The sequence below is a fragment of the Aminobacter sp. NyZ550 genome, assembly GCF_025628925.2.
GTDB lineage: Bacteria > Pseudomonadota > Alphaproteobacteria > Rhizobiales > Rhizobiaceae > Aminobacter > Aminobacter ciceronei.
The window spans coordinates 476,983-492,706 of record NZ_CP114191.1 but is presented as its reverse complement, the minus strand read 5'-3'; the positions used below and the strand labels follow the sequence as shown (position 1 = coordinate 492,706).

Annotated in this window: 14 protein-coding genes and 1 pseudogene; 6 read left to right on the top strand and 9 right to left on the bottom strand. The window is 60.2% G+C overall.

Features of this window, described 5'->3' with window-relative positions:
- Window positions 1-71: 71 nt before the first annotated feature.
- From N7E70_RS29535 to N7E70_RS30995, 4 genes and pseudogenes are all read left to right on the top strand, one after another.
- Complete coding sequence (locus N7E70_RS29535; protein ID WP_263005279.1) at window positions 72-1,403, top strand: ABC transporter substrate-binding protein; 1,332 nt, start codon at window positions 72-74, stop codon at window positions 1,401-1,403.
- Complete coding sequence (locus tag N7E70_RS29530) at window positions 1,391-3,307, top strand: ATP-binding protein (RefSeq protein ID WP_246670706.1); 1,917 nt, start codon at window positions 1,391-1,393, stop codon at window positions 3,305-3,307. The genes N7E70_RS29535 and N7E70_RS29530 overlap by 13 nt, the downstream gene beginning before the upstream one ends.
- Window positions 3,304-4,638, top strand: coding sequence for a sigma-54-dependent transcriptional regulator (locus tag N7E70_RS29525; protein WP_263005278.1), 1,335 nt, complete (start codon window positions 3,304-3,306; stop codon window positions 4,636-4,638). The genes N7E70_RS29530 and N7E70_RS29525 overlap by 4 nt, the downstream gene beginning before the upstream one ends.
- Before the next feature lie 66 nt (window positions 4,639-4,704).
- Window positions 4,705-4,966, top strand: a pseudogene (locus N7E70_RS30995) (IS481 family transposase); the annotation flags it as partial.
- 206 nt (window positions 4,967-5,172) lie between these two features.
- On the opposite strand, the gene ehuA reads toward N7E70_RS30995, so the two are convergent.
- The 9 genes from ehuA to ectA all read right to left on the bottom strand — a co-directional run bounded on the left by ehuA (window position 5,173) and on the right by ectA (window position 13,154).
- Window positions 5,173-5,943 (bottom strand): ectoine/hydroxyectoine ABC transporter ATP-binding protein EhuA, encoded by a 771-nt coding sequence (ehuA, locus tag N7E70_RS29520; protein ID WP_067967659.1) that lies wholly within the window; start codon window positions 5,941-5,943, stop codon window positions 5,173-5,175.
- On the bottom strand, window positions 5,940-6,632 hold the full coding sequence (gene ehuD, locus N7E70_RS29515) for an ectoine/hydroxyectoine ABC transporter permease subunit EhuD (protein WP_067967662.1): 693 nt from the start codon (window positions 6,630-6,632) through the stop codon (window positions 5,940-5,942). The genes ehuA and ehuD overlap by 4 nt, the downstream gene beginning before the upstream one ends.
- A gap of 4 nt (window positions 6,633-6,636) precedes the next feature.
- Complete coding sequence (ehuC, locus tag N7E70_RS29510) at window positions 6,637-7,308, bottom strand: ectoine/hydroxyectoine ABC transporter permease subunit EhuC (RefSeq protein WP_263005277.1); 672 nt, start codon at window positions 7,306-7,308, stop codon at window positions 6,637-6,639.
- 81 nt (window positions 7,309-7,389) lie between these two features.
- Window positions 7,390-8,256 carry an ectoine/hydroxyectoine ABC transporter substrate-binding protein EhuB gene (ehuB, locus tag N7E70_RS29505; RefSeq protein ID WP_067967667.1) on the bottom strand — a complete coding sequence of 289 codons (867 nt, stop codon included), beginning with the start codon at window positions 8,254-8,256 and terminating at the stop codon, window positions 7,390-7,392.
- Between the two features lie 78 nt (window positions 8,257-8,334).
- Entirely contained in the window at window positions 8,335-9,801 is a 1,467-nt protein-coding gene (locus N7E70_RS29500) for an aspartate kinase (RefSeq protein ID WP_263005276.1), read from the bottom strand.
- A gap of 65 nt (window positions 9,802-9,866) precedes the next feature.
- Window positions 9,867-10,796, bottom strand: coding sequence for an ectoine hydroxylase (gene thpD, locus N7E70_RS29495; RefSeq protein WP_263005275.1), 930 nt, complete (start codon window positions 10,794-10,796; stop codon window positions 9,867-9,869).
- Between the two features lie 27 nt (window positions 10,797-10,823).
- The gene (locus N7E70_RS29490; RefSeq protein WP_067967674.1) at window positions 10,824-11,225 is read right to left on the bottom strand and encodes an ectoine synthase; all 402 of its coding nucleotides are present in this window, start codon (window positions 11,223-11,225) and stop codon (window positions 10,824-10,826) included.
- 10 nt (window positions 11,226-11,235) lie between these two features.
- A complete protein-coding gene (gene ectB / locus N7E70_RS29485; RefSeq protein ID WP_263005274.1) occupies window positions 11,236-12,525 on the bottom strand; it encodes a diaminobutyrate--2-oxoglutarate transaminase in 1,290 nt (429 codons plus the stop codon).
- Between the two features lie 50 nt (window positions 12,526-12,575).
- Window positions 12,576-13,154 (bottom strand): diaminobutyrate acetyltransferase, encoded by a 579-nt coding sequence (ectA, locus tag N7E70_RS29480; protein ID WP_263005273.1) that lies wholly within the window; start codon window positions 13,152-13,154, stop codon window positions 12,576-12,578.
- A 353-nt stretch (window positions 13,155-13,507) separates the two neighbouring features.
- Between ectA and N7E70_RS29475 the strand changes: the two genes are divergently transcribed.
- Window positions 13,508-13,954, top strand: a complete 447-nt coding sequence (locus N7E70_RS29475) for a MarR family winged helix-turn-helix transcriptional regulator (protein WP_083948821.1) — start codon at window positions 13,508-13,510, stop codon at window positions 13,952-13,954.
- Window positions 13,955-14,126: 172 nt separating this feature from the next.
- Entirely contained in the window at window positions 14,127-15,482 is a 1,356-nt protein-coding gene (locus N7E70_RS29470; protein WP_263005329.1) for a chloride channel protein, read from the top strand.
- Window positions 15,483-15,724 lie beyond the last annotated feature (242 nt).

The window sequence follows — 15,724 nt, the reverse complement described above, 5'->3', positions numbered from 1 at the left end:
CCATACGTTAGATTGAGCGTTTCCACGAAGGCGGCCACGACGATGAGGGCAGATTGGCCAGGATAGGTATCTTGTCGGCGCTCGTGCTGTCGGCCATGTGCACGCTCGCATCGCTTGCCGGCGCTGTCTGGGCGGCGGAGCGTCGTGACCTCGTCGTGGTCACTTCCTATCCGCCATCCTTCATCGAGCCGTTCCAGAGGGCCTTTGAGCGCCGCAACGCCGACATCCGCCTCGTCGTCATCCAGCGCAACACGGCAAGCGCCAGCCGCTTCATCATCGAGAAGACGGAAGTTGCCGCCGACATCTTCTGGGCTTCCGCCGCCGATGCCTTCGAGTTGCTGAAGCGGACAGGTGAACTGCGACCGATCGCGCCGCGGCCAACCGGCGCACCTGCCAGGGTACTCGGTTATCCGGTCGACGATCCCGGCGGCTACTATCTCGGCTTCGCCTTGTCGGGCTATGGCTTCGTCTACAATCCATCCTATCTCGCGCAGCACGCCCTGCCGGTCCCGCGCGACTGGCAGGACCTGATCAAGCCGGTCTATTCGGGACACATCGGCATCACCTCGCCGTCGCGCTCGGGCACGACGCACCTGATCGTCGAAGCGCTGCTGCAGACCTACGGCTGGGATCACGGCTGGGCGCTGCTGTCGCAGTTGGGCGGCAACCTGTCGACGGTCACGGCGCGCAGCTTCGGTGTTGCTTCCGGCGTCGCGCAGCGGCGCTTCGGCATCGGTATCACCATCGACTTCCTGGCGCGGGCACCGGATCTGGCCAATGCCGACAATGTCTTCATCACGCCACGCAATGCGGTCTTCGTGCCCGCAAGCATCGCCATCCTGTCGCGTTCGCGCAACATCGAGGGCGCGGAGCGCTTCGTCGATTTCGTTCTTTCGGAGGAGGGCCAGAAAATCCTGCTCACGCCGGCAGTCGGTCGCATTCCCGTGCTGGCGTCGTTGAACGGAGGGCTGCTGCCGCAGCAGGCTGGCGACGGCCTGCTGAAGTACCACAGCTTCGACCCATCCGCCTCGGCAGCGCGATATGGACTCGTCAACCTCATGTTCGACGATTACATCGTGCGCCGCCGGGCAATGCTCGCGCGGTTGTGGAAGCGGCTTACCGATCTGGAGACGGCAAACATTGACGATCCGCAACGGCAAGAGATGCTGGGGAGGGCCCGTGCCTTGCTGAGCATGCCGCCGCTCTCGGCAGAGGAAATGACGAGCCTTGCCGACCCACTGAAGACGGAATGGCCGCGCGGGGCGGTGCGCTCGCCCGAGCAGCAGGCATTCGCCCGCGCCTTGCGCAGCACCATCGAGCAAAACCTGGCTGCTGCAGAAAGCCTGATCATGACTGCGTCGCGTGATCCCGACAGTCTGCGTTATCAGCCATGGCGGCAATGATGGCGGTCGATCATCCCGGCGCTGCCGCAACCCGCGACTGGCGCTTTGGCATCGGCGCCCGCCTCGCTCTGGCCTTCATTGCCATTGTCGGCCTTGCCGTGGGCGCCTGCGTCGTCGGCTGGCTGTCTTACGAACGCCTGTCCGGAGAGCTGTCACGGATCGCCAACGAACAGATGCCGCAACTGGCTTACGCCTCCCGCCTCTCAACGGCGGGCGCCGACATCGGCTCGGTCACGGCGGTGTTGGCGGGGGCCGAGACGCGCAGCGAGTTCAACGAGATCCGCGCCATCTATGCCGAGCGGTTGAAGCTGCTGCAGTCATTGCTGGCCGAAAGCGATTCCAACTCGCCGGTCGGCGCCTTGCTGCCGCTTGCCAACGGGATCAACGACAATCTGCGTCAGATCGATGTCGCCGCCGGCAAGCGTTTCACACTGCTGGAGGCCATGCGCTCGGATATCGACGAACTCAGATGGGTGCAGGCCGACCTGCTCGACGAAGCCGAGCCGCTGGTCGAGGATATCCGTTTCAACATCGAGGCCGAAACACGTAACAGCCAGGGAGCGGCAGCGCTGGCCGAACAGCGCAAGAGTGAAGCGCTGCTGACTGCCGTGTCGCAGGCCAATCTTGCGACAGGCCTCATCGGTCGGCTGGTGAATGCCACCACGGCCGAGGAGGTGCAGGAAACCAACGCCTTCCTCGGCGACAGCGCCGACGAACTGGCCAACCGGCTGGGAACGCTTGGCAACTGGCCGGACAGCATCACCGTGCGCCAGTTGAGCGGCCGCATCCTTGAGCAATCCAACGCCCAAACCGGGATCCCGAACCGCAAGCGCTCGGAGATGATCGAGGCGGCCAGGCTGACCGAGCTTGCCGGCCAGAACGGTCGGCTGGTCGACGAGCTCGGCCGCAAGATCGCAGCCGAAGTCGTGGCGATCGAGGCAAGTGCCAATGCCGCCGCCAAACGTGCCGCTGCGGCCATCGACACCGGGCGCAAGCTGCTGGCGGCGATCGCCGTCCTGTCCGTGGTGCTGGCGTTGGGGATCGGCATCTTCTACGTCCAGCGCAACCTGCTCAGCCGCATTCGCTTGCTTGCTGACGAAGCTGGCGCCATCAGCAGCGGCAGGCCGACGGCCGCAGCATTGCCCGAAGGCGCCGACGAACTCGGCGATCTCGCCCATGCGCTGACGATGTTCCGGCAAACCCGCGACGAGCTTGTCCAGTCGGCAAAGCTCGCTGCCCTCGGCCAGATGGCCGCCGGTATCGGCCACGAGCTCAACCAGCCTCTGGCTGCCATCCGCGCCCACATCCACAGCGGCTCGACGCTGATATCGCGCGGCAAGGGCGAGCAGGCGCTGGTCAACCTGGACAAGATCAAGGCGCTGACCGGCCGGATGGCTGACCATATCAGCCACATCAGGCGCTTTGCCCGCCGCCCGGACGCGAAGCTCAGGCCGACTGACATCTCCGCCTGCGTGCGCGATGCGCTTGCGCTGCTCGAGCACCGCTTCGAAGAGGAAGGCGTCGTTCTCGACGTCAGCCTGCCTGACGCTGGTCGGGCCAATGTGATGGCCGAGCCGGTGCGGCTCGAACAGGTCGCGGTCAATCTGGTTGCCAATGCGCTCGACGCCGTCAAGGGCCAGCCCGTGAGGCATGTCAGTGTCCTGGTGGAACCAGACGGGGCGGGTGCCCGCCTGATCGTCGGCGATACCGGCATGGGCATCGCGCCAACCGATGTCGGTGCGGTGTTCGATCCGTTCTTTACCACCAAGCCGGTCGGGTCCGGCCTCGGGCTCGGCTTGTCGATTTCCTACAACATCGTCAAGGATTTCGGCGGCGACATTTCGATCCTCGAGACCGGTCCGCAAGGCACCCGCTTTCTTGTTAGCCTGAAAGGACCTGAATGACGCCCGACATCATCCTGATCGATGACGACGCCAATGTGCTTGACGCCTGCCGTGAAGTGCTGGAGCTCGAAGAGCTGCGTGTGGCCGCGCATGGGTCGGTCAAATCGGCGCTCGCCGGATTGAGGGCAGACACCTCGGCCGTCATCGTTTCGGACGTGCGCATGCCCGATCATGACGGCTTCGATCTGGTGGCGGCGGTACGCAAGATCGACCGCGAAATTCCCATCATCCTGATGTCTGGCCATGGCGACATTCCGATGGCGCTGCGGGCGATGCGCGACGGTGCCTGGGACTTTCTCGAAAAGCCCGCCGATCCGCTGCACCTGATCGAGACGGTGCGCCGGGCCCGTGACCACCGGCATCTTGTCATCGAAAACCGGCAGCTTCGGCTGTCGTCGGAGACGGACGCCTGGGAGACGCGGCTGATCGGTCATTCCGCGCCGATGGTCGCCTTGCGTGAGAAGCTGAAGCGGATCGCAGGTGCTGCGACCGACGTCCTGGTCATCGGCGAAACCGGCACCGGCAAGGAAGTGACGGCGCGCGCCATCCACGATTTCAGCGCTCGCAAGGGGCGCTTCGTTGCGGTCAATTGCGGGGCAATCCCCGAGACCATGCTGGAAACCGAGCTTCTCGGCCACGAGGCCGGCGCCTTCACCGGCGCCCGCGAGCGCCGGATCGGCAAGATCGAACACGCCAGCGGCGGCACGCTGTTTCTCGACGAGATCGAATCGATGCCGCTCGTCGCCCAGGTACGGCTGCTGCGCGTGCTCCAGGAGAGGGTCATCGAGCGGCTCGGCTCGAATGTCGAGCTGCCTGTCGATATCAAGGTCGTCGCGGCGACCAAGGCGGACCTGCATCAGCTGGCACGGCAAGGCAAGTTCCGCGAGGATCTTGTCTTCCGTCTCGATATCGCCCGCGTCGAGATTCCGCCGCTTGCCGCCCGCAAGAGCGATGTCGGCCTGCTGTTTCGCCATTTTCTCGGACTCGCTGCCAAGCGCCAGGGGCGAACGGCCCCCAAGGTGGAAGCTGCCTGGCTGGCCGAGCTCGAAAGCAGGCCGTGGCCGGGAAACGTTCGCGAGCTTCGCAACGTCGCCGAGCGTTTCATGCTTGGTCTGGAAGATCATGCGATGTTCGACAGGCCAGCCGGCAACAGCGACAGCCTCGAGGCGCGGATGGACCGGCACGAACGGGCCGTCATACTCGACAGCCTGGCTCATCACGACGGCCGGATCGGCGCCACGGCCGACACGCTCGGCATTTCGCGCAAGACGCTTTATCTCAAGATGCGCAAGTTCGGCATCTCGGTGGCCGGCGAGGGCGAAGGCGACTAGACTAGCTGTTTGGTCCCGGAGTGTGGCGGGAGGCAGTCAAGCTGATCCTTCATTCCGGGAGAAGCTATGGGACAGATACTCCGCGGCAGTGCCACGACCACGCACGCCATCCGAGCAGCGATACAGCGATCGAACGCTCCGCTCAACGAGCTAGCCGTGCAGCACGACTAAATCAGAAATCTGTTGCCACGTGGCACAAGCGGGCTTTTGTCCACGATGCGCCGATGGGGCCGATGACCGTGCAAACCGCCAATTGAGAGGCGACGGTCTCGTTGCCTTTCGTAAGCATACGCTGCAGCCTCTGGATGACTTCCTCTATGCGCTGCGGGAGGCAACCGGTTCGGCGGTATCACTACGAGACACACCGCCAACTCTGAAGATCACCTTGCCGCCTTCCTCGAAGGCTGCAATTTTCGTCCGACCCCTCAAGACCCTTCGCGGTCTTGCATCCTTCGAAGCCATCTGTACGGACTGGGCCTATCAGCCAGATCGCTTCCGGTTCGACCTGGTCCACTTGACCTCGGGACTGAACACCTAGTCTAGGATCGCTTTCAGGAACTCACGTGTTCTCTCTTCACTTGGATCGGTGAAAAGCTCGTCCGGCGTCCCTTCCTCGCGGATTTGCCCGCGGTCGAAGAAGCAGACACGGTCGGATATCTCGCGTGCAAACCGCATCTCGTGGGTTACGAGCAGCATGGTCAGGTCGTGTTCTTCAGCAAGCCGGCCGATAACCGTAAGCACCTCACCCACCAATTCAGGGTCGAGCGCCGACGTTGGTTCATCAAACAACAGGATACTGGGCCTCATCGCAAGTGCACGCGCTATACCGACACGTTGCTGCTGTCCCCCAGACAGCTGATGCGGGAATTTCTTCGCCTGATCGGCAAGACCTACCAGATCCAGCAGTTCCTCGGCGCGTAGCTGTGCCTCCTTCTTGCCAAGGCCAAGTACTTTTACAGGAGCTTCGGTAATGTTGCGCATCACCGTCATGTGAGGAAACAGGTTGAACTGTTGAAACACCATGCCCAGTTTGGAGCGCATTCGGCGCAGATGCGCTTCGCTGGCCGGCAGGAGGGAGCCCTCGCGCAGTTCATGCCATAGTGGTTCGCCGTCGACATGGACAACGCCGCCATCAATCCCCTCGAGCGTCATCAGGATACGCAGCACCGTCGACTTGCCTGACCCTGAAGGGCCGATGATCGAGACCTTTTCGCCCTTCTTGACCTCGAAATCGAGCTCGTCGAGCACGGTGAGGTCGCCAAAACGTTTGACCACCTTGTCGAATCTTATGATGGCATCGGTCATTTCAGCGGAAGTCCTTGCTTGGGAAGGTAGGTGTCGAGAACGCGGACGCCGGCCGAGGCCACAAGAGTCATGACGAGATAAAGGCAGCCAACCAGCGACAGCGGTACGAGATAGTCGAAGGTGCGGTCGCCGATGATCTTGGCGACATTGAGCATTTCGAGAACAGTCACAACCGACAGCACCGGAACGTCCTTCATGATTGAGACCAGATAATTGCCCATTGCCGGCACGATGCGCGGCACTGCCTGCGGCACGACAATGTGGGTAAAGGTGTTGGCGGCCGATAGGTTGAGCGCACGGGCCGCCTCGCGCTGGTCTCTGCCTACTGCCTCGATGCCGGCGCGGTAGACTTCCGAAGTATAGGCACTGTACTGGATGCCCAAGGCGAGCGCCCCGGTCATGAAAGCCGGCAGCACGATGCCGTATTCGGGCAGCACGTAGTAGAGGAAGAACAACTGTACCAGCAGTGGTGTGTCGCGAATGAATTCGGTGACGAGTCGTGCCGGCCAGGCAATGAACCGCGACCGCGCGCTCTTGAGAACGGCAAGAAAGAGCCCGAGCACCAATGCGACGAAGAAGCCGAGTACGGTTGCCTGAATTGTCACCCACATGCCGACCAGCAGGATAGGCAGGATGGAGATGGCAAAGTTCAACGGGTTCGTCAGGTCCCATTCGAAGCCGAAAAGCATGGAACTAGCTCCCCACCATGCGCCATCGACCGGCGAAGCGTTCGATAAGGTGCATGACAACTGTGACCACCAGAGCCATGCCGAAAAACATCAACAGCAGCAACGTGTAGATTGTCGTGCTGTCTTGGGTGAAGTTGCGAATCTGTTCGGCGCGGAAGGTCAGATCGCCGAGGCTTATCAGTGAAACAAGCGCAGTATCCTTGAGGTTCTGTACAGCCAGATTGCCAAATGAAGGCATCATCTCGGGAATTGCCTGCGGGATGACGATGTTGAACAGTGTCTGCCTTGGGGTGAAGTTAAGGGCACGCGCCGCTTCGCGCTGGTTCTGGTGGACAGACTGGATGGCGCCGCGCACGACTTCGGCACCGTAGGCGCCGATATTGAGGCCAAGTGCCAGCACGCCGGCAACCACTGGCGGCAGCCGCAGGTCTATACCGATCGCCATGCCTGCCAAGGGCAGAGCGAAATACAGCCAGAATAGCTGCACGAGCAACGATGTACCGCGGAAGAGTTCGATATAGCCGACCGAGACGCTCTTGATTGCCATGTTGGACGACAGCTTGCCGATGCCGAAGACAAAGGCGAGAACCCCGCCCAAGATCGTGGAATAGACGGTGAGTTGGACCGTGACCCACGCGCCCTCCGCCAGGGGAAGGAGATATTCAGACCAGTGCATGAGTTGATCCTGCGGGAAAGGTGATCAGAACCGAAAGGCGGGTACCGTGGCACCCGCCTCGATCGCGTCTATTCCGTCAGCTTAGTCGGCGCTGCAAAGATCGGCTGTGGTGTGAGCAGTCGATCCCGAAACGTCAGCTTCGGTGAACCCGTAACCGGTTACGATCTCCTTCCACTCCGGCATTTTCTTGAACTCGGACAGCGCGTCATTCACGGCATCACGCAGGCTTTCGTTGCCACTGGCGAATGTGAACCCGCCCCAACTGCGAACCTCTTTGCCGTTCACCACCGGATCGGCAAAGTCGGACGCCACTTCCACGCCGTCGTTCTGGCTGGCCAGTCCGCTCACCGTCAGGCTGGTCGCGGCATAGGCATCAGCCCGTCCGGTTGAAACCGTTGAGATTGCATCGGCGTTGGAGGCGATGGTCACCAGATTACCTTCGGCAACGCCCAGCGCCTGCATCATCTCCAACTGGTCGGCACCCGCCATGATCGCAACCTTGAGCGCGGAATTCTTGGCGAAATCTTCATATGTCTTGATATCCTTCGGGTTGCCCGCAGCAACCAGAAGTCCTTCGCCGTAGGAGGTATTGGGTTCCGAGAAGAGGACCGTCTTGCAACGGTCGGGCAGGATAGCCATCTCGGCCGCCACCATGTCGAAGCGATCCGCCTGAAGGCCGGGGATAAGCGAAGAGAAGCTGGTCGTCACCCATTCGATCTTTTCGATGCCGAGTTTTTCCATCAGCTTCTTGGCAACCGTGGGGCCGGCGCCGAGGGCCTCGCCCTTGGGGTCGACATAGCCATAGGGGATCTCATTGGCGACAGCGATGCGGATCGTGCCCGACTTCTTGATCTGCTCGAGCGTCGCGGCATTGGCCAAGGTGAGGGCGAGTGCGGACATGGCAACGCCCGAAAGCGCCATCAGTACAGTTCTTCCGAATCCGGTCATCTCTCATACTCCTGTTGTTTTGATATGCGTCGGTATTGTGGAACCTGGATCAGCTTCGCCGATCGATCGCTCCCGAAGTCAGGCCGCGGCATTCAGCGGGGACACGTAGTCGGTAGCCGCCAGTTGCCGTGTTTCGATAAGCTCCCGATGCAGGCTTGTGACGGCCAGCTCGAAGTCGGATTCCTCAATGATCACCTGAAGGTCCACCTTGCGGACCAGGGCATGGACGCCTAGCGGCGCGATCTCAGCCTTCGCCAAAGCGTCGATGGCGCGCGCGAGTATGGTGGGGTCTGCGATGTTGCGCCCGATGGCCGAGATCAGCGCGACCTTTCGCAGTGTGATCTCCGCGTTAGGGTAGGCCTTGGACAGGTCCGACTCGACCCTCTTGATTGCCTTCATCGAACCCTTGAGGAAGTGGGTGATCGTGTTGGCGTTGGAGGTCTTCGACAGGATCCAGACCTTATGGCGCGTCAGCGCTTCCAGTATCTCGGCGTCATAGCCCTTAACCCCAACCATGTTCTGGTCGTAGAACTCGAAGGCAAACACATTCTTCAACCCGGTGACGATCTCGACCTGAGCAGACTGAGCTGCAAGGTCGGCTCGTATCAGCGTACCCTCATGGTCCGGCTCGAAGGCGTTGCGCACCCGCAACGGAATGCCGGCCTGGCGCAGGCTCTTGGCGGCGCGCGGATGGATCGCTTCCATGCCCATGTTCGACAACTGATCGGCAACGTCGTAGTTGGTTGCCCCGATCACACGGACAGCGCCGGTCCCAACGATGCGCGGATCGGCGGACGACAGGTGGAATTCCTTGTGAATAATGGCTTCGCTGGCCTGGGTTACCACGGCCACGCGCGACAGTGTGACCTCGCTGTAGCCGCGGTCGTAGCTGCGCATAAGCGCTTCGGTGCACTGGGCATACCCGGTCACGATCGGTAGTTCTCGGCTCAGGTCGACATCGGCGAACGCACGGCGGATACATTCGTCAAGATCGTGCTGGACCCCTTCGCGCCAGCCGGTCAGATCGATAAGCCGGGCATTGACGCCGTGCAGGTTGAGCAGCAGCACTGTATTAAAGGCCGACTGAGCCTCGCCCAGCGAACACAGCATTTCACGCACCGTCAGCAGGTGGTGTTCGAGCTGGAAGTGGCCGAAGGAACAAAGGCGCGCCAGATCGATCATGCACGATCGGACGCCCTCTATGCGTTCACGCACAAATCGATCGGCGGTCTGGCGTGCACTGTCGTCGGCGGCGAAGACAGTGGCGTTGTGCGTCTGCATCCTCTCGGCTGCCGAATTGAGCGCATCGCCCCAGATCCAGCCGCCTTCAGCGCCGGCAAACAGCGTATAGACACCCGGCTCGCCGGTCTTCTTGTGCTCGAGCAGGCTGTCGGTCACCCCTGCATAGGCCGAGACCACTAGAATGCGGTTGTAGAGGGCGTCTTCGCTGCGGTCGCCTATCAGGACTGTATCGAGCAGTTCCTTCGAGCGTGACATCGATGTGCCGCCGATCTTTTCTGCCGTGTGGGATTTGGTCGTGGTCATGATTTCTCCGGACGCCCCATGATCTGGCGGAGCGTCGTCTGTCTGGACACGTCTGAGGGCGCGGATCATCCCAGCCGGCCGCGCTCGACCTTTATCGGGCCCGAAGGGTTGCGCGAGCTCAGAAAGTCGGGTCGCGGCGCCTTGGCCGCGAAAGGCGCTCCGACGCGATTGCTCCAGGCGTTGTAGACAAAAAACGCGTTGGAGCGCGGGAATGGTGTGATATTTCCATTCGATCCATGCAGAGTATTGCAGTCGAACAGGATGACGGTGCCGGCCTTGCCGGGAACACATTCGATGCCGAACGCTTCGGCCATTCTCGACAGGGTCTGCTGCGAAGGCACGCCCACCTCTTGCTTCTGCAGCGAGGTCGCATGGTTGTTGTCAGGCGTTACTCCTGCGCAGGAGACGAACGTCTTGTGCGAGCCGGGTATGAGCATCAGTGCGCCGTTGAGCGCATCGTTGTCAGTCAGTAGGACCGAAGCCGAGATGGCCCGCATCCGCGGCATACCGTCCTCCGCGTGCCATGTCTCAAAATCGGAATGCCAGTAGAATTCCTTTCCGGTGAAGCCCGGCTTGTAGTTCAGCCGCGACTGATGCAGGTACACCTCGTCGTTCAGCAGAAACCCGGCACGCCCAGCGATACGTTCGTCGCGCGCCAGGCGGTCAAACAGCGCGTTCTGCTGGTCCAGACGAAACACCGTCCGCACCTCTTTCGAACCCGGTTCGGTGATGATGTTATCGGGATCAAGTTCGGCGTCGCCAGACCGCATCCGCGAAGATTCGCCTTGCAAGGCAGCAATCTCTGACTCCGAAAATACGTCGTCGAGCACGAGATATCCGTCCTGCTCGAACGCGCGGGCCTGATCATGGGTCAGCGGCGCGTCCGGTGACCATTGGCCCCATACGGTAGGATCCTTGCGTTCGAGCCAGCGCTCTCCGGGTCGACGAGTGGGGTAGTCGTCGGGGCTGGCGACGGAGGTTGCATGTAATGCCATGGCTTAGCCTTTCATTTCTGAGTGAGGTCAGTCAGCAATCGCAAGCTGGGCAATGGGCTCATACGAGCCGTCTTCGCGGTGCACCTCTTGTCCGATGACCGGCGGATTGAAGCAGCACGCCATGACCAGCTCGCTGTTGGCGGTGAGCCGGTGCCGGTCATGCAGGTTGAGTGCGTAGACGGTGCCGGGCCGAATCTGATGGACTTGGCCAGTGGCCAGATCCTCGATTGTTCCCTCACCAGAGAGACAGTAGACGCTCTCGAAATGGTGCTTGTAGTGGAACACATGGCTCGTGTTGGCGTGGATGCGGGTGATGTGGAAGCTGAAGCCCATGCCGTCGCCGGCCAGCAGCAGGCGTGTGCTGTCCCAGCCGTCGGCGTTGACCAGGCGATCTGTCTGACGCGCTTGTTCCAACTGTCTGACTATCATGGTGTGACTCCTATTCGGCAGCGGCGCGCATGGTGCCCATGGTTACGGCGAACGCCGTTTCCAGCGTGTCCAGGCCCGCTGCAAATTGCTGGTTGGAAATGGTCAACGGTGCCAGGACTTTGACAATTTCGTCGTGGCTTCCCGAGGTTTCGATAATCAGCCCACGCTCAAAACATGCCTTGCAGACGGTGGCGGCGGTTTTGCCGGAGCCAGCGTCGATCCCCATCATCATGCCGCGGCCCTTGATGGACAGGCCATGGGTTTCGGCTACAGCGTCGAGGCGTTTGGCGAGATAGGCGGCCTTGTCGGCGACCTCATTTTTGAACCTATCGTCGTTCCAGAATTTCTCCAACGCTGCCGTTGCGGTGACGAAAGCATGATTGTTGCCGCGGAAGGTGCCGTTGTGCTCGGCTGGCTTCCAGATGTCGTGCTCAGGCTTGATGAGCGTCAACGCCAGTGGCAGTCCCAGGCCCGAGAGCGACTTGGCCATCGTGACGATGTCGGGTGACAACCCCATGCCGTCGAACGAAAAGAACCCGCCTGTTCGACCGCAACCGGCCTGGATGTCATCGATGATGAAGAGCGCGCCATGCTGGCGTGCTATCGCCTCGATCTTGCGTAGCCACTCGGGCGAGGCGACATTGAGACCGCCTTCTCCCTGCACTGTTTCCACAATGATCGCGGCGGGCGCATCAATACCGCTCGATGGATCGGTAAGCTGGCGCTCCAGCATTTTGGCGGTATCGATGTCAGGCCCAAAGTAGCCTTCGAATGCGGCGCGCGTGACGCCCGACAAGGGTGTGCCGGCACCGGCCCGATGCTTGGAATTGCCGGTCGCAGCCAACGCGCCCATCGTGACGCCGTGAAAGCCATTGGTGAAGGCCACGACGTTATGGCGGCCGGTTACCTTACGCGCCAGCTTGATCGCCGCTTCGACAGCATTGGCGCCTGTTGGTCCGGTAAACTGCAGGCGATGATCCATTGCCCGTGGCGTCAGCACGATGCGCTCGAAGCTCGCCAAAAATCTCTGCTTCGCGTCGGTAAACATGTCCAGCCCGTGGGTGATGCCGTTCGCCGACAGGTATTCGACGAGCGCCCGTTTGAGGTCTGGGTCGTTGTGGCCATAATTGAGCGATGAGCAGCCGCTGAGAAAGTCGAGATAGGTATTGCCTGCGGTGTCGTACAAAGTCGCGCCTACCGCCTTGTCGAACAGTCTGGGAAAGTTGCGCGAATAGGATCGAACGCGACTTTCGACCCGCTCGAAAGTGGTCGTTGCGGCGATGGTTCCAGTGGTGGGCATTGGTAGTCTCCCTGGGAGTTCGAGCTTGAATGCCGTTCTTGCCAGAAGCGTCAGGCGGTGAGACGTGCCGCACTTTCCCGGTGAAACGGGCCGATGGTGACGGCAAATTCGCTGTCATGCAGGTGTTCGAAATGGCTATCCCGCGCGAAATGAATGCGCTGGGCTATCGGCGCGTCGAGCTTGCGGGCGATGGATCTGAAGAGGGCCCACGACGCGGCATTGCTCTCGGTGATGGTGCATTCGATATGCTTGATCTGGCTGCTGGCTTGCCTGGTCAAAACATCGGCAATGAGCTTCCTAGCCAACCCCTGTCGCTGCCCCGCAACGCTCACGCATATCTGCCAGACAAACAAGGTGGATTGCTGGTGAGGGGGGATGTAGCCGGACATCCAGCCAAGGATCTGGTCGTCGCTTTCAGCGATGGCGCAGGTGGATGCGAAATGGCTGCATTGCAACAAATTGCAGTAGAGCGAGTTGTCGTCCAGTCCTGGTGTTTGGCGGATCATCTGCCACACGCGCACGCCGTCGCCTTTGTGTGGCTTGCGAATGGAAGCCGGACCGCGAGTCGCCTTGATCGGGAGAGGAGCGCCGCCCTTACTGGCCCCTATTTCATTCAACAAACCTACCACCAAAATTTTCTGATGCCGGAATTATCCCTGCTCGACAACGTCATAAGCTTAGGTTGATCGAAATAAATGTCAACCGCTTAAATTGATGGAAAGCTCCTGCTCAGGCGCAGGGCCGCGCAAATTAGCTAACAAAAACAACATATTATATGACGCAAATTCGTAGGCACTTCGATGATCAGAATTTGGTTCTGATAGAGGGATGTGAAATTAGTTAGCTTTTGCGAAATTATTTACGATACCGGCAAACGCAGTGGACAGCTGTTGGGTTTGCAGTAATCAGAAGTTACAATGCGACCGAGAAATAAAACGGGCTGCGACAGTTGGAAGACCGGACCAAGCGGGCATTGACTGCCATGCGCAAGATTCTGCGCACCACGGAACTCAACGGTAGGGCAGTGATGCGCGCGACCGGGCTGACCCCTTCCCAGTTGGTCTTCATGCAGTTACTCGAGGAGGCCAACGAGCAAACGGCAGGTTATGTCGCGGGACGAATGGGTATCACCCAGGCGACCACGACCGCGCTCATCCAGAAGCTCGAATCCCATGGGATGATAAAACGCCGCAAGGGCGATCAGGACCGGCGTCAATCTTGGCTTTCATTGACTGAGGCCGGCCGCAGCTTGCTGGCTGCCTCACCCGATGGCGTTCAGGCGCGGTTTCAGAACGAGTTCAACAAGTTGGTCGATTGGGAGCAGGCGATGTTGACAGCCTCTCTGGAGCGCGTAGCCGCAATGATGGGAAATCATGATCAGGATGTGGCGGCTGTGCTGGATGGAAAGCCTCTGATTGAGCTTGACTGACATGAGGTCGCAAGCCGGTGGCCAGGGAGCACCTCGCGGACCTTGCATTTTCCACCTTCATTCCATGCACTGCCTTCGGAATTGCGGCAGCAAGGGTATATGCGGCGCGGGTTTTTCACCCAATGAGCATGCTTAGCTTTCGTGATTGAAACAATTTGCCTACAAGTCATCCATGACCAGATTTGCCAAGCAGCCTCGTAGGGTGCCGATGCTTCGGCGCTCGCGCGCAATGTGGGTTTCGCCGCGCCTTTGGCGCCCCCGTGTTGTCTTCTGGGTGGGAGCAATCGCAATTGGTCTGATTAGTGTTCTTTTTGCCAAGATGGCCGATCAGGCGCAATTCCTGTTCCGGCAATTCTTCTCTGACAATGGAAGATCTTGGCTGCCTTTGTTCGTCACTCCAGCGGGTTTTGTTTTTTGTGCCTATGTCGCTGGCAAGTTTTTCCCTGGGTCGCAGGGGAGCGGCATTCCACAAGCCATCGCGGCTCGACATCTGCGCGACGGGCAAGAACGAGCTCGGCTTTTGTCTTTGCGCCTGGTTGTTGGCAAGGTCGCTCTGACTATTGCCGGACTCTTCGTCGGAGCCTCAATCGGCCGTGAAGGCCCAACGGTTCAGGTCGGCGCATCAATAATGCTGCAAGTTGCACGCTGGGGTGGGATGGCACAGGCACGCGGCCTTATTCTCGCAGGCTCAGCTGCCGGTATCGCTGCAGCCTTCAACACACCGTTGGCAGGGATCGTTTTTGCCATCGAGGAAATGGGGCGCAGCTATCAGGCACGGACCAACGGCGTCGTATTGGCCGCTGTTATCCTTGCCGGCTTGGCTTCGCTTGGTGTCCTCGGCAACTACACCTACTTTGGCATAACCCACGCCACAGTCGCCTTTCCAGGAGATTGGCCGCTGATTGTTGCTTGCGGGATTGTCGGTGGAGGGCTGGGCGCATGCTTTAGCCTTGCCGCACTAAGGATTTCCCGGCGATTGCGCCGATGGCTAGCTACCCACCAACTAGGCCGCTCGCTCATCCTTTCAGGAGCTTGTGGTCTATGTGTCGCATTGATTGGAATTTCATCAGACGGACTGACCTTCGGTACCGGATATGATCAGGCCCGTAGCGCAGTCGAAGGTGTGCCGCTTCCGACATTTTATTTCGCGGAAAAGCTACTCGCTGGTTTGTTTTCGATGTTGTCAGGAATTCCCGGTGGCATATTTGCCCCGTCTCTGTCGGTTGGCGCTGGACTGGGCAGCAGTCTCGGGTTGCTCTTGGGTGCCAATGTGGGACTTGCAGCATTGCTTGGAATGGCTGGTTATTTCGCCGGCGTGGTGCAGGCGCCTATGACCGCATTTGTTATCATTCTTGAAATGACAGGCAACCACGACAATGTTATTCCGCTGATGTTGACCTCGATGCTCGGTTACGGGACAGCCCGACTGGTATCTCGCGAGCCCCTCTATCATGCCATGTCACGGATATTCGTGGCAGACGCCCTACGTCGCAGGCGCGCGGAAACGCCAATGCGCCATGTAGCATAGCTACTGGTTTAGTTGCAGAGCCGCTTGGGCGTTTATCATTGCAACGTCGGGCGGGCATCACATGCCTGAGCGGAATCCCCTCGATAAATGAAAAGACGCGCGACTTCAGCGGCGAATTCATTCTAGACCACCTTGGCAACACGACTGCAGCGTCCACTAGCCGACGCTTGCGATGTTACCCGTCTGACCCATGCCGGGCAGATCAGATGTTACCGCTATTTCCCATGTCGCATTTCGAAAGT

What these genes read in the sequence shown, in the direction of transcription:
- ectB (WP_263005274.1), bottom strand. Translation starts at nt 12,525, where the DNA reads ATGCCCACCACTGGAACCATCGCCGCAACGACCACTTTCGAGCGGGTC.
- N7E70_RS29490 (WP_067967674.1), bottom strand. Translation starts at nt 11,225, where the DNA reads ATGATAGTCAGACAGTTGGAACAAGCGCGTCAGACAGATCGCCTGGTC.
- N7E70_RS29500 (WP_263005276.1), bottom strand. Translation starts at nt 9,801, where the DNA reads ATGACCACGACCAAATCCCACACGGCAGAAAAGATCGGCGGCACATCG.
- ehuD (WP_067967662.1), bottom strand. Translation starts at nt 6,632, where the DNA reads ATGCTTTTCGGCTTCGAATGGGACCTGACGAACCCGTTGAACTTTGCC.
- N7E70_RS29475 (WP_083948821.1), top strand. Translation starts at nt 13,508, where the DNA reads ATGCGCAAGATTCTGCGCACCACGGAACTCAACGGTAGGGCAGTGATG.
- ehuC (WP_263005277.1), bottom strand. Translation starts at nt 7,308, where the DNA reads ATGCACTGGTCTGAATATCTCCTTCCCCTGGCGGAGGGCGCGTGGGTC.
- N7E70_RS29470 (WP_263005329.1), top strand. Translation starts at nt 14,127, where the DNA reads ATGACCAGATTTGCCAAGCAGCCTCGTAGGGTGCCGATGCTTCGGCGC.
- N7E70_RS29530 (WP_246670706.1), top strand. Translation starts at nt 1,391, where the DNA reads ATGGCGGCAATGATGGCGGTCGATCATCCCGGCGCTGCCGCAACCCGC.
- N7E70_RS29525 (WP_263005278.1), top strand. Translation starts at nt 3,304, where the DNA reads ATGACGCCCGACATCATCCTGATCGATGACGACGCCAATGTGCTTGAC.
- ehuA (WP_067967659.1), bottom strand. Translation starts at nt 5,943, where the DNA reads ATGACCGATGCCATCATAAGATTCGACAAGGTGGTCAAACGTTTTGGC.
- ehuB (WP_067967667.1), bottom strand. Translation starts at nt 8,256, where the DNA reads ATGACCGGATTCGGAAGAACTGTACTGATGGCGCTTTCGGGCGTTGCC.
- thpD (WP_263005275.1), bottom strand. Translation starts at nt 10,796, where the DNA reads ATGGCATTACATGCAACCTCCGTCGCCAGCCCCGACGACTACCCCACT.